At 43.7% G+C, this 12767-nt stretch carries 23 protein-coding genes and 1 pseudogene; all 24 read right to left on the bottom strand.

The genetic code is table 11. The annotated features are described in order from the left end of the window. Positions 1-11: 11 nt before the first annotated feature. The 24 genes and pseudogenes from CDG62_RS19585 to rpsC all read right to left on the bottom strand — a co-directional run bounded on the left by CDG62_RS19585 (position 12) and on the right by rpsC (position 12766). Positions 12-458 carry an alpha/beta fold hydrolase gene (locus CDG62_RS19585; RefSeq protein ID WP_228254419.1) on the bottom strand — a complete coding sequence of 149 codons (447 nt, stop codon included), beginning with the start codon at positions 456-458 and terminating at the stop codon, positions 12-14. Next, positions 410-802, bottom strand: a complete 393-nt coding sequence (locus CDG62_RS19580) for an alpha/beta fold hydrolase (protein WP_228254418.1) — start codon at positions 800-802, stop codon at positions 410-412. Before CDG62_RS19580 ends, CDG62_RS19585 begins: the two co-directional genes overlap by 49 nt. Positions 803-940: 138 nt before the next feature. Continuing rightward, positions 941-2431 (bottom strand): flavin-containing monooxygenase, encoded by a 1491-nt coding sequence (locus CDG62_RS04825; protein WP_087527389.1) that lies wholly within the window; start codon positions 2429-2431, stop codon positions 941-943. A 194-nt stretch (positions 2432-2625) separates the two neighbouring features. Next, positions 2626-2991: a 50S ribosomal protein L17 gene (gene rplQ, locus CDG62_RS04820; RefSeq protein WP_004691290.1), complete on the bottom strand. Its 366-nt coding sequence runs from the start codon at positions 2989-2991 to the stop codon at positions 2626-2628. A gap of 18 nt (positions 2992-3009) precedes the next feature. Then, the gene (locus CDG62_RS04815; protein WP_004691292.1) at positions 3010-4017 is read right to left on the bottom strand and encodes a DNA-directed RNA polymerase subunit alpha; all 1008 of its coding nucleotides are present in this window, start codon (positions 4015-4017) and stop codon (positions 3010-3012) included. 16 nt (positions 4018-4033) lie between these two features. Then, a complete protein-coding gene (gene rpsD, locus CDG62_RS04810; RefSeq protein WP_004691294.1) occupies positions 4034-4660 on the bottom strand; it encodes a 30S ribosomal protein S4 in 627 nt (208 codons plus the stop codon). Positions 4661-4672: 12 nt separating this feature from the next. Next, positions 4673-5059: a 30S ribosomal protein S11 gene (gene rpsK, locus CDG62_RS04805; RefSeq protein ID WP_001040166.1), complete on the bottom strand. Its 387-nt coding sequence runs from the start codon at positions 5057-5059 to the stop codon at positions 4673-4675. Positions 5060-5078: 19 nt separating this feature from the next. Beyond that, complete coding sequence (gene rpsM, locus CDG62_RS04800; protein WP_087527388.1) at positions 5079-5435, bottom strand: 30S ribosomal protein S13; 357 nt, start codon at positions 5433-5435, stop codon at positions 5079-5081. 107 nt (positions 5436-5542) lie between these two features. Then, entirely contained in the window at positions 5543-5659 is a 117-nt protein-coding gene (gene rpmJ, locus CDG62_RS04795) for a 50S ribosomal protein L36 (protein WP_000867907.1), read from the bottom strand. A 19-nt stretch (positions 5660-5678) separates the two neighbouring features. Then, positions 5679-6998 carry a preprotein translocase subunit SecY gene (secY, locus tag CDG62_RS04790; RefSeq protein WP_171054269.1) on the bottom strand — a complete coding sequence of 440 codons (1320 nt, stop codon included), beginning with the start codon at positions 6996-6998 and terminating at the stop codon, positions 5679-5681. A gap of 45 nt (positions 6999-7043) precedes the next feature. Next, positions 7044-7484, bottom strand: a complete 441-nt coding sequence (gene rplO / locus CDG62_RS04785) for a 50S ribosomal protein L15 (RefSeq protein WP_087527387.1) — start codon at positions 7482-7484, stop codon at positions 7044-7046. Positions 7485-7487: 3 nt separating this feature from the next. Continuing rightward, positions 7488-7664, bottom strand: coding sequence for a 50S ribosomal protein L30 (rpmD, locus tag CDG62_RS04780; RefSeq protein ID WP_004691302.1), 177 nt, complete (start codon positions 7662-7664; stop codon positions 7488-7490). Between the two features lie 6 nt (positions 7665-7670). Next, positions 7671-8168 carry a 30S ribosomal protein S5 gene (gene rpsE / locus CDG62_RS04775; protein ID WP_004691304.1) on the bottom strand — a complete coding sequence of 166 codons (498 nt, stop codon included), beginning with the start codon at positions 8166-8168 and terminating at the stop codon, positions 7671-7673. A 2-nt stretch (positions 8169-8170) separates the two neighbouring features. Then, positions 8171-8521 (bottom strand): 50S ribosomal protein L18, encoded by a 351-nt coding sequence (gene rplR, locus CDG62_RS04770; RefSeq protein WP_004650473.1) that lies wholly within the window; start codon positions 8519-8521, stop codon positions 8171-8173. Positions 8522-8535: 14 nt separating this feature from the next. Next, positions 8536-9069: a 50S ribosomal protein L6 gene (gene rplF, locus CDG62_RS04765; protein ID WP_004691306.1), complete on the bottom strand. Its 534-nt coding sequence runs from the start codon at positions 9067-9069 to the stop codon at positions 8536-8538. 13 nt (positions 9070-9082) lie between these two features. Beyond that, on the bottom strand, positions 9083-9478 hold the full coding sequence (rpsH, locus tag CDG62_RS04760) for a 30S ribosomal protein S8 (RefSeq protein ID WP_004691308.1): 396 nt from the start codon (positions 9476-9478) through the stop codon (positions 9083-9085). A 12-nt stretch (positions 9479-9490) separates the two neighbouring features. After that, positions 9491-9796, bottom strand: coding sequence for a 30S ribosomal protein S14 (gene rpsN, locus CDG62_RS04755; RefSeq protein ID WP_087527386.1), 306 nt, complete (start codon positions 9794-9796; stop codon positions 9491-9493). Between the two features lie 9 nt (positions 9797-9805). Further along, positions 9806-10342: a 50S ribosomal protein L5 gene (rplE, locus tag CDG62_RS04750; RefSeq protein ID WP_087527385.1), complete on the bottom strand. Its 537-nt coding sequence runs from the start codon at positions 10340-10342 to the stop codon at positions 9806-9808. A 15-nt stretch (positions 10343-10357) separates the two neighbouring features. Then, entirely contained in the window at positions 10358-10675 is a 318-nt protein-coding gene (rplX, locus tag CDG62_RS04745; protein WP_004691313.1) for a 50S ribosomal protein L24, read from the bottom strand. A gap of 9 nt (positions 10676-10684) precedes the next feature. After that, complete coding sequence (gene rplN, locus CDG62_RS04740) at positions 10685-11053, bottom strand: 50S ribosomal protein L14 (protein ID WP_004657680.1); 369 nt, start codon at positions 11051-11053, stop codon at positions 10685-10687. A 92-nt stretch (positions 11054-11145) separates the two neighbouring features. Then, positions 11146-11403, bottom strand: a complete 258-nt coding sequence (gene rpsQ / locus CDG62_RS04735; RefSeq protein ID WP_004691314.1) for a 30S ribosomal protein S17 — start codon at positions 11401-11403, stop codon at positions 11146-11148. Continuing rightward, positions 11400-11597 (bottom strand): 50S ribosomal protein L29, encoded by a 198-nt coding sequence (rpmC, locus tag CDG62_RS04730; RefSeq protein WP_004650482.1) that lies wholly within the window; start codon positions 11595-11597, stop codon positions 11400-11402. Before rpmC ends, rpsQ begins: the two co-directional genes overlap by 4 nt. After that, complete coding sequence (gene rplP, locus CDG62_RS04725; RefSeq protein ID WP_004691317.1) at positions 11597-12010, bottom strand: 50S ribosomal protein L16; 414 nt, start codon at positions 12008-12010, stop codon at positions 11597-11599. Before rplP ends, rpmC begins: the two co-directional genes overlap by 1 nt. After that, positions 11950-12766 (bottom strand): annotated as a pseudogene (gene rpsC / locus CDG62_RS04720) (30S ribosomal protein S3). The gene rplP and the pseudogene rpsC overlap by 61 nt, the downstream one beginning before the upstream one ends. Position 12767 lies beyond the last annotated feature (1 nt).

Genomic DNA, 12767 nt, shown 5'->3' with positions numbered 1-12767 from the left:
GGCTTATACTTTTAACACTGTGTTTGATGAAATTCAGCAATCAGAGCAACCACCAATTCTGGCTGCTCCTTATGTGGCATATGATGTAGACCTTCTAAAATATGCAATTCAGCCTGCCCAGACACCCCTTCAAAAATCTGCTGAGGTTGTGCAGTACTGCCGTACTCATCCAGTTCTCCATGAATAACCAACGTCGGACAACGGACACCGCTTATTATCTCAGCCAGATTCCAATCCTGAAAAGCGGGAGCCAACCATGTTTCAGTCCATGCATCAAGCACCCACTGCGCCTTGTCAGGGTGATATTTATCTAAACGTTCCATCTGTCCCGCTTGTTGAAAGCCAGCTTTTGCCTCTCGAATGCCTGCTAGAGCCAGTGCTTCAACCGCATATTGTGCAGAGATTGAAATTAATCTTTGGCAACGCTCTGGATACGCCGCAGCAATCGCAACAGACATCCCCCACCCACGCTATGTCCTAGGATGACAAAGTTCTGAATCGAAAAATAATCCAATACAGATTTAAAGGTCTGCTCTGCTTCAGTGATGACAAAACTATACGCCAGTGGCTGTGTACTCGTATCCGATAAACCAAAACCTAGTCGATCATAGGCATAGACCACGCGCGCAGTCGCTTGTGCCAGACGGGCAGGAAAATCCCGCCACAAAGCCACACAACATAATGAATCGTGCATTAAAATAATCGGAGCTAAAGCATGATCTGTTGCAGCCGTGTGCCATTTTTTGGCATGAATCATATTTGATGCAGATGGGACTTGGTAACTTTGTTCTAAGAAATTCAAAATATTCCCTATTCATTATTTTTTAAGTTTTCAAAATCATCCAATAGTCCTACAGTTTAAGAAAGTAAAAATAGAACACCCTAAAGTCATTTCCTTAAAAAAAGGAGCATTACGCTCCTTTTAAATCAACCCTTCAACCTAAGACACCAGTTTAGGTTTCTGATCCAATGCTGCATCACGTTTAGCAAATTTCAGTACGCCATCCTCAAAAGAAGCACTTTTCAATGTCTTCCGATCCGCAAGATAATTATTGCTCACTTTCCATGGCGCATGTTTCCCCTGTTTTGGCATTACATTGGCAGCACGTGCAATATAACCCGAACTTAAACTGCCCATGACCGTATCTTGCATAAGCTCTGTCGCATCCCCTTGCGGGATTACTTCAGCCCACTGCTTTTGATCCATATAGTTGAGTAAGCGGCAAATGTACTCAGCTGCAATATCCACCTTCAAAGTCCATGACGCATTAATATAGCCAATAATCATCGCCATATTCGGTACATCACTGACCATCACCCCCTGATACAACATATGTTTAGAGGTATCTAACGGTTTTCCATCAATGGTTGCTTGAATGCCGCCCAAAATTTGAATTTCTAAACCTGTCGCTGAGACAACAATATCCGCCTCCAAATGCTGACCAGACTTTAATTGAATACCCGTCTCAGTAAAGCGTTCAATCTGATCTGTTTCAACACTCGCTTGCCCTGAACGAAGAATTTTAAATAAATCACCGTCAGGCACCACACATAAACGTTGATCCCATGGATTATAGTCTGGGGTGAAGTGTTTCATGTCCACTTTACCTTTGAGCTGCATCTTAATCGACTGTAGCAGCAGTCGGCGGAGTAATTTCGGTTGCTTCTGCGCAAGTGCATAAATCCCACGTTGCATCCCAATATTACGTGCACGGGTCAGTTTATAAGCCACATCTTCAGGTAACACTTTACGCATTTTGTCATATACAAAATCGATCGATGGCACTGAAGCAATATAAGTTGGAGAGCGTTGTAACATAGTGACATGCGCCGCCCCACCTTTGGCCATCGCTGGCACAAGTGTAATCGCTGTCGCACCACTACCAATGATCACCACTTTTTTCCCCCGGTAATCTAAACTTTCAGGCCATAGCTGTGGATGAATAAACTCCCCTTGAAAAGCGTGCTGATCTGGAAAATTCGGCTGGAAACCATGGTCATAGTTATAATAGCCTGTACAGCCAAATACAAAATTTGCAATCCAGTTTTCTTTTTTACCTTTTGCATTCTCAATTACCACCTGCCACTTTTTCTGAGCAGAATCATAGTTGGCACTCAGCACTCGATGCTTAAAATGAATTTTTTCTTTGAGTTTCTGTTCTTCAATGACTTCCGCCAAATAGCCCTTAATCGAAGAACCATCTGCCAAAACGCTGGCTTGTTGCCACGGTTTAAAATTAAAACCAAAGGTCGACATATCTGAATCAGAACGAATCCCTGGGTATTTAAATAAATCCCATGTTCCACCAAAGCTGTCACGACGTTCAATGATTTCAAACGAACGTTGTCGGCAATGCTTGATTAAATGTGCCGCAAGACCAATGCCAGAAATACCAGCACCCACAATGAGCAGATCGACGTGCTTATCCATGTTGTTTTTATCCTGTCTTATATTCTGTTCTTATTAAACCATAAAACTGACAATACACAATGTCAAGTTTAAGCAGATATTTTCTAAAATATGTCACTACAGGCCAAAATACAAAGATTGTCGAACAAAACCCATAAAAAAAGACCAGTGAAACACTGGTCTTTTTCTAAGAACAACTGAATAGTTCTACGAAATTATTTAACTTCGCGATCTACTAGTTCAACGTAAGCCATCGGCGCAGCATCACCTGCACGGAAGCCCGCTTTAAGAACACGTAGATAACCGCCGTTACGTTCTTTGTAACGAGGGCCAAGAACGGTAAATAATTTACCAACAGTTGCTGCTGAACGAGTACGAGCAAACGCTAAGCGACGGTTTGCAACAGTATCGTTTTTAGCTAAAGTGATTAAAGGCTCAGCTACACGACGTAACTCTTTTGCTTTAGGCACAGTTGTTTTGATCAACTCGTGCTCAAACAAAGAGTTAGCCATGTTTTGAAACATCGCTTTACGATGGCTGCTTGTACGGCCTAATTTCACACCACTATTACGATGACGCATGGTGATAGTCCTACTTAATTAACGGCTACGATAGGCGAAACGATCGTCCATACGGAGACTAGCTGGTGGCCAGTTCTCTAAACGCATGCCGAGTTGTAAGCCTTTTGAAGCCAGAACATCTTTGATCTCAGTAAGCGATTTTTTACCAAGGTTAGGAGTTTTGAGTAACTCAACCTCAGTGCGCTGTACAAGATCACCAATGTAGTAAATGTTTTCTGCTTTCAAACAGTTAGCAGAACGAACAGTAAGCTCTAGATCATCTACTGGACGAAGCAAAATCGGATCAACTTCTTCACGAGGTTCTTGAGCAACAGGAGCTTGATCTTTCTGAAGGTCAACAAAAATTGCAATTTGTTGTTGCAAGATTGTCGCCGCTTTGCGGATCGCTTCTTCAGGATCAACTGTACCGTTGGTCTCAAGATCAATGACCAATTTATCAAGGTCTGTACGTTGTTCTACACGAGCATTTTCTACTGTATAAGACACACGTTTGATAGGGCTATAAGAAGCATCTAACTGTAAGCGACCTACAGGGCGAGTTTCGCCTTCTGGGAAACGCGAGTCAGAAGTTTCATAACCACGACCTTGAGAAACTTTCAAGCGCATTTTTAATGAGCCTGAAGCACTTAAAGTACCGATCAAATGTTCAGGGTTAACCACTTCAACATTATGAGGTAAACGAAGGTCAGCGGCAGTTACGTCGCCAGGACCTTGCTTCTCTAATGTCAAATAAGCTTCATTTTGATCGAACAGCTTAATAGACAATCCTTTTAGGTTCAGCAAGAGCTCGACGATGTCCTGCTGCAAGCCTTCCAAAGTACTGTACTCGTGCTCGACACCTTCAATCTCAACTTCAACCACAGCAGCGCCAGGTAAAGAAGAAAGAAGGATGCGACGTAAAGCATTGCCCAGAGTATGACCAAAGCCACGCTCTAAGGGTTCTAGAATAACTTTTGCCGAGGTCCCGCTAACCGCTTCGACCTTGATCGCTTGCGGAGTTAGAAACTCATTTGCAGTACGCGTCATATTGCTACCTCAAGGATTATTTAGAATACAATTCTACAATCAAGCTTTCGTTGATTTCAGCAGGTAAATCTGAACGATCTGGTGCAGCTTTAAACGTACCTTCCAGCTTAGAATGGTCGATTTCCATCCAAGAAGGAATACCACGTTGTGCAGCTAATTCAACTGCGTTTTTAATACGCAATTGTTGTTTAGCACCTTCATGCACAGCAATTACATCACCAGCTTTAACTTGGATTGACGCGATGTTAACACGACGGCCATTCAAAGTGATCGAGCGGTGAGATACAAGCTGACGAGCTTCTGCACGTGTAGAACCAAAACCCATGCGATAAACGACGTTATCAAGACGGCTTTCAAGCAGTTTCAACAAGTTTTCACCAGTTGCGCCTTTCACACGAGCAGCTTCTTTATAGTAATTACTAAATTGACGTTCTAAAACACCGTACATACGACGTACTTTTTGTTTTTCACGTAATTGTAGTGAGTACTCAGATTGTTTGCCACCACGCGCTCCGCCATGTTGGCCAGGAGCTTTAGCAGCTTTTTTAGTTTTGACGTCAAATGGTTTAACGCCAGATTTTAATTGCAGGTCTGTCCCTTCGCGGCGAGAGAGTTTGCATTTTGGACCAATATAACGAGCCATGAATGTTTCTCCTTACACGCGACGTTTTTTAGGTGGACGGCAACCGTTGTGCGGGATTGGCGTCACATCGGTAATGCTGTTAATTTTATAACCCACTGCACCTAAAGCACGAACCGCAGATTCACGACCAGGACCAGGACCTTTTACAAGGACGTCCAAGTTTTTCAAACCGTAATCCAAAGCAGCTTTACCAGCAACTTCAGCAGCTACCTGAGCAGCAAACGGTGTTGATTTACGTGATCCACGGAAGCCTTGTCCACCAGAGGTAGCCCAAGCCAGTGCATTACCTTGACGATCGGTAATAGTCACAATGGTGTTATTAAAAGAAGCGTGAATGTGTGCAACACCTTCAGAGACGGTACGAGTGACCTTCTTGCGTGTGCGAGTATCTTTAGCCATCTTTTAGCTTCCAGAAATCTTATTTCTTAATAGGTTTGCGCGGACCTTTACGGGTACGTGCGTTAGTTTTGGTGCGTTGTCCACGGACAGGCAAGCTGCGACGATGACGAAGACCGCGGTAGCAGCCTAAATCCATTAAACGTTTAATGTTCATGGAAATTTCGCGACGTAAATCACCTTCGGTCGGAACCTTAGCAACTTCTGCACGAATCGCATCAAGCTGAGCGTCATCTAATTCACGGATCTTTGTAGTCGGCGCGATACCAACAGTAGCCAAGATATTCTTAGCAGTGTGGCGACCTACACCAAAGATGTACGTTAGAGAGATAACAGCATGCTTGTTATCCGGAATGTTTACACCGGCAATACGAGCCATTCAATTTTCTCCAAAAAGGCAGTTAAGACAATCAACCGCCCCACAAAAATCTTGAGGGGCGGATAATAACCTAATTAGCCTACTGAAATCAACAGGTCTTGATCAGATTAACCTTGACGCTGCTTATGACGAGGTTCTGCGCTACAAATTACGCGAATAACCCCATTACGACGGATAACTTTACAGCTACCACAAATTTTCTTTACAGAAGCTTGTACTTTCATGATGAAACCTCAAGTGCGCTTATCCCTTAGGATGAGCAGTCGTTTTTCTCATTAACGTTTGATTATCGTACTGATGCGAGGTCAGATGAGCTTGCAGCTGAGCCATAAAGTCCATCACTACCACCACAACAATAAGCAAAGATGTTCCACCTAAAGAGAATGGAATACCAAATGAGCTTTGTAAAATCATCGGCATTAAGCAAATGATGGTGATATAAATCGCGCCAATAAATGTCAAACGGTTAAGAATATGATCTAAGTAACGAGCAGTTTGCTCACCTGGACGAATACCAGGTACATAAGCCCCGCTGCGTTTCAAGTTTTCCGATACTTCTTTCGGGCTAAATACAAGCGCTGTATAAAAGTAACAGAAAAAGATAATTAACGCACCAAAGAGCACCAAATACAACGGCTGACCAGGCGAAAGCACCAATGCCAAATCTTGCAAACTACGTTTGATAATACCCGCATTCGGATCTGCACTACCCACCCATTGCCCTAAGCTCGCAGGGAATAAAAGCAATGAACTTGCGAAAATCGCTGGGATCACACCAGCCATATTAATTTTTAATGGCAGATGCGACTGTTGTGCAGTAAATACACGACGTCCTTGTTGTTTTTGAGCATAGTTTACTGGAATACGACGTTGCGCCTTCTCAATAAACACAATTGCAGCTAATACAGCCAGAGACAACACGCCAAAAATAACCAAGCCGATTAGACTGGTTTGACCATTATCTACTGATGATATTGATTGCAGAATTAAATTCGGCAAACCTGCAACGATACCGGCGAAGATGATCATGGAAATACCATTACCCACCCCACGTTCGGTAATTTGTTCACCTAACCACATCAAGAACATTGTACCTGCAACCAAAGAGGTTACAGCTGGTACGTAGAAAGCCAGACCTGCAGTTAAGGTAATCCCTTGACTGATCAGACCAGCACACATCCCAATTGCCTGCACGAGTGCAAGGAACAATGTACCCTGTCGCGTATATTGATTAATCTTACGCTTGCCTTGTTCGCCTTCTTTCTTTAAAGCTTCCAGCGAAGGAATAACTGTAGACATTAATTGCACGATAATCGATGCAGAAATGTACGGCATAATCCCAAGAGCAAGAATGGACATACGCTCTAATGCACCACCTGAAAACATGTTAAACAAACCAAGGATCGTGCCTTGGTTTGCATTAAAAAGATTTTCAAGTGCGGCATTATTAATGCCTGGTACTGGAATATGTGCTCCTAGTCGAAAAACCAATAATGCACCGATGAGAAACATCATGCGGCGAATAATTTCACGGTATTTCACATGAAATGGCTGGCCTTTCATCATATTGACATGACCTGAAGAACTAGGAGACATAGACACTAGCGATTACTCCTCGACTTTACCGCCAGCAGCTTCAACAGCAGCTTTAGCGCCTTTAGTCACAGCAACACCTTGAACAGTGAATGCACGAGTAATTTCACCAGAAAGTACGATACGAGCACGTAACATATCTTTACGTACAACGTTTGCAGCTTTTAAAGTTTCTAGGCTAACGATGTCGCCGTCCACTTTAGTAAGCTCAGATAAACGTACTTCAGCAGTTTTTAAAGCGATTTGGCTAGTGAAACCGAATTTAGGTAAACGACGATATAACGCTGTTTGACCGCCTTCAAAGCCTGGACGAGTACCACCGCTCTTACGTGAATTCTGACCTTTGACACCACGGCCACCAGTCTTACCAACGCCAGAACCGATACCACGGCCTAGACGACGATTTTCACGTTTTGCACCTTCAGCAGGTGCAAGCTCATTTAAACGCAGAGTCATGGCTTATTCCTCTACACTAACCATATAGTAGACTTGGTTGATCATACCACGGTTAGAAGGCGTATCTTGCACTTCTACAGTATGACCAATACGACGCAGACCTAAACCTTGTAGGCTAAGCTTGTGATTTTTCAAGCGATGCGCAGAAGATTTAGTCTGGGTAACTTTAATCGTTTTCATGATTGATTACCCTTGAATTTGTTCTACTGTAAGACCACGTTTCGCAGCAACCTTCTCAGGAGAAGTCATATCACGCAGACCGTTAAAAGTCGCGTTTACTACGTTCGCAGCGTTAGTAGAACCATAACATTTTGTTAATACGTTACGTACGCCTACAGCTTCTAGAACTGCACGCATAGCACCACCAGCGATTACACCAGTACCCTCAGAAGCAGGCTGCATGTAAACACGGCTTGCACCGTGACGCGCGTTAATAGGGTGCTGTACAGTACCGTTAACAAGGTCAACAGTAATCATGTTGCGACGAGCAGCTTCAAGTGCTTTAGAAATAGCAGCTGGAACTTCACGTGCTTTACCACGACCAAAACCTACACGACCATTACCATCACCAACCACAGTCAATGCTGTGAAAGAGAAGATACGACCACCCTTAACAACTTTGGCTACACGATCAACGGCAACCAGCTTTTCAACAAGACCTTCGTTTTGTTCAACTTTAGCCATGATTAGAACTCCAAGCCGTTTTCACGAGCAGCATCAGCCAAGGCTTTGATACGACCATGATATTTGAAACCAGAACGGTCAAATGCAACTTTAGTAACACCAGCTGCTTTAGCGCGTTCTGCGATTAAAGCACCTACTTTAGTAGCTGCTTCAACGTTACCAGTTGTACCAGCACGTAAAGTAGCATCTAAAGTTGAAGCTTGCGCTAAAACTTTGCCACCATCTGCTGAAATAACTTGAGCATAGATGTGACGCGGAGTGCGGTTTACACACAAACGAGTCGCACCCAACGCACGGATGTGCAAGCGTGTGCTTTTCGCACGACGCAAACGGGATTGTTTCTTTTCGTTCATAAGAACCTCGCGCCTTATTTCTTCTTAGCTTCTTTACGAAGAACAACTTCGTCAGAATAACGAACACCTTTACCTTTATAAGGCTCTGGTGGACGGTAACCACGGATATCTGCAGCAACCTGACCTAAACGTGCTTTATCAGCAGATTTAAGAACAATTTCAGTTGCTGTAGGAGTTTCAGCAGTTACACCTTCAGGAAGCGTATAGTCGATCGGGTGAGAGAAACCAAGGTTAAGGTTAACAATGTTACCTTTAACCGCAGCTTTATAACCAACACCGATAAGTTGTAACTTACGTTCGAAGCCTTCGCTCACACCTTTTACAAGGTTGTTAAGCACAGCGCGAGCAGTACCAGCTTGCATCCAAGCGTCTTTCGACTCAGCTTTTGGAGCAATTGCTAAAATACCGTCTTCCTGTTTAAGCTCGACCAGCGCATGCAGGGTGAAAGACAAAGTACCTTTGCTACCTTTCACTTCGACCTGCCGGCCGTTCTGAGTAACTGTTACACCGTTAGGTACAGTTACTGGGGCTTTAGCCACACGAGACATGAGGAATCACCTATTAAGAAACAAAAGCAATAACTTCACCACCGATACCTGCAGCACGTGCAGCGCGATCAGTCATGATGCCTTTGCTTGTAGAAACAATTGCAATACCTAAACCTTGCTTAACGCTCGGAAGTGCATCTTTACCGCGATACTGACGTAGACCTGGACGGCTTACGCGTTTCACAGTTTCGATAACTGGCTTGCCTTCGAAATACTTTAAAGTCAAAGTAAGAGTTGCTTTACCTTCAGCATCAGCAACTTCTACATTTGAAATGTAACCTTCTTGTTGAAGAACGTTTGCAATAGCAACCTTCAACTTAGAGTTAGGCATAGAAACTGTTTGTTTCTTTGCCATTTGCGCGTTACGAACACGAGTTAACATGTCGGCAACGGTATCTTGCATACTCATCTATAGCGCTCCTTACCAGCTTGCCTTAACAACGCCCGGTACATCACCTTGCATTACTGTATCGCGTAATTTGTTACGGCTTAAACCGAACTTACGGAAGTAACCATGAGGACGACCAGTTAAACCACAACGGTTACGTAAACGTACTGGAGACGCATTACGTGGTAATGCTTGGAATTTCATCATCGCTTCGAAACGCTCTTCGTCGCTAGCATTTACGTTTGCAATAATAGCTTTTAATTCAGCACGTTTTGCAGCGTATTTAGCAACAGTAGCTTCGCGTTTCAATTCGCGATTAATCATACTTTTCTTAGCCATATCGACCTCTTATTTGAACGGGAAGCCGAATGCACGCATAAGCGCACGGCCTTCGTCATCGGTGCGAGCAGTCGTAGTGATGGTAATATCCATACCACGAATACGATCAATCTTATCAAAATCGATTTCAGGGAACATGATTTGTTCCTTAAGACCCATTGAGTAGTTGCCACGACCGTCAAATGATTTCGCAGAGAAACCACGGAAGTCACGGATACGAGGGATCGCGATTGAGATCAAACGGTCTAAGAATTCGTACATACGTTCGCCGCGTAAAGTAACTTTACAACCTATCGGCCAACCATCACGGATTTTGAAACCAGCGATTGATTTGCGAGCTAATGTAAGCACTGGTTTTTGACCAGCGATTGCTTGCATATCAGCAAGAGCACCATCAAGGAGTTTTTTGTCAGCAGCAGCTGCACCAACACCCATGTTGATCGTGATTTTAGTAATGCGAGGGATATCCATCACATTTTTAACGCCTAAAGTCTCTTGTAATTGAGCTTTAAGTTCGTCATTGTAACGCGTTTTAAGTCTGGCCATTGCCTTCTCAACCTATTACTTCGCTACCGCCACTGATTCACCATTTGATTTGTAAACGCGAGTTTTCACGCCTTCAGTCACTTGGTAACCAACACGGTCAGCCTTTTGGGTTGTAGCATTAAAAATTGCCACGTTAGAGATATGAAGCGAAGCTTCTTGTGTAACTACAGCGCCTTCAGCACCTGTTGCACGGTTCGGCTTTTGATGCTTCTTAACCAAGTTAAGGCCTTCAACCATAACACGGTCATTTGAAACAGACAGAACAGTACCCTGTTTGCCTTTTTCTTTACCTGCGATCACAATAACTTGATCGCCTTTTTTAATCTTAGCCATGATTGCCTCTTATAGAACTTCAGGAGCCAGTGAAATAATTTTCATGAACTGTTCAGTACGAAGTTCACGAGTCACTGGTCCGAAAATACGAGTTGCAATCGGCGCTTTGTTGTTGTTCAAAATCACAGCAGCATTATCGTCGAAACGAATTACTGAACCGTCTGGACGACGGATACCGAATTTTGTACGAACTACAACAGCATTCATCACGTCACCTTTTTTAACACGTGCGCGTGGAATAGCTTCTTTTACAGTAACTTTAATAATGTCGCCAACAGAAGCATAACGACGGTGTGAACCACCAAGTACTTTAATACATTGTACGCGGCGAGCACCACTATTGTCTGCTACGTCTAGCATACTTTCGGTTTGAATCATTGCCCTACTCCAAAACCGAGCATCACCGGTCACAATTTCGAAAGGCTCAAAGAGTACTCGAAATTAACCGATGATGCAACAGATACGTCTAATTACTCAGCAGCAGCTTCAACAACTTCAACTAGAGTCCAAGACTTAGTTTTAGAAATTGGGCGGCTTTCTTTGATAGTCACAACGTCGCCAGTTTTAGCTGTGTTGTTCTCATCGTGAGCATGTAATTTAGTTGAACGGCGGATTGATTTGCCATACAACGGGTGTTGAACGCGGCGTTCGATAAGTACGACAATAGACTTGTCCATTTTGTCGCTTACTACTTTGCCGGTTAACGTGCGAACTGTTTGTTCACTCATTGTCCGTTCCCCTGTTTTTCGGTAAGGAGTGTCTTAATACGAGCAATTGTCTTACGAGTAAGCGCAACTTCGTGCGATTTACCCAATTGACCAGTTGCTTTTGCCATACGAAGACGGAATTGGTTAAGCTGTTGCTCATCAAGCAAAGCTGTCAACTCTTCTACCGACTTTTCACGTAGATCTTTAGTTTTCATTACATTACCGTCCGAGTCACGATAGTGGTTTTAAACGGAAGTTTAGCAGCTGCAAGCGTAAACGCTTCGCGAGCCAATTCTTCGTTAACACCATCAATTTCGTACAAGACTTTACCTGGTTTGATTTGACAAACCCAGTATTCCACAGAACCTTTACCTTTACCCATACGCACTTCAAGAGGCTTAGAAGTAATTGGCTTGTCTGGGAAAACACGGATAAAGATCTTACCACCACGTTTAATACGACGGCTGATTGTACGACGCGCTGCTTCAATTTGACGAGCAGTCATTTGACCACGCTCAACAGATTTAAGTGCGATTGTACCAAAAGATACCGAGCTACCGCGGTGAGCTAGACCAGTGTTACGGCCTTTCTGCACTTTACGGAATTTAGTACGTTTAGGTTGTAACATGGATTATTCTCCTTTTTCAGCAGAACGATCATTGCGACGACCACGACGCTCTTGACCTTCACCACGACCACGACCGCGTTTAGCTGGACGTTCTTCAGCTGGAGCTGGGTTCATGACTTGTTTCATGCCACCCAAGATCTCACCACGGAAGATCCAAACTTTAACACCAATCGTACCGTAAGTCGTTTCAGCACGCATAGTTGAATAATCGATGTCTGCACGAAGTGTATGCAAAGGTACGCGACCTTCACGATACCATTCAGTACGAGCAATCTCAGCACCACCTAAACGGCCTGATACTTCAACTTTGATACCTTTAGCACCAGCACGCATTGTGTTTTGAACCGCACGCTTCATAGCACGACGGAACATTACACGTTTTTCTAATTGAGAAGCGATAGCTTCAGCAACTAAACGAGCGTCTAAGTCTGGGCGATCGATTTCATTGATACTTACTTGCGCTGGAGTACCCATAATTTGAGTAAGTTCACGCTGTAGTTTCTCAATGTCTTCGCCTTTTTTACCGATAACGATACCAGGACGTGCAGTGCTAATAGTTACTTTAGCAGCGCCCGTAGGACGTTCGATAAGAATATTGCTGATCATTGCATTCTTAAGTTTTTTAGTTAAAAACTCACGAACTTGAAGATCTTTAAGCAAGTATTCAGCGTATTGTTTCGGACTCGCATACCAGTTGGCGTTATGACGTTTTACAACACCAAGGCGGATACCGATTGGATGAACCTTCTGACCCATA

Origin of the sequence: Acinetobacter sp. WCHA55 (genome assembly GCF_002165305.2) — a bacterium.
Lineage (GTDB): Bacteria > Pseudomonadota > Gammaproteobacteria > Pseudomonadales > Moraxellaceae > Acinetobacter.
This window is presented reverse-complemented; position numbering and strand designations above follow the sequence as displayed.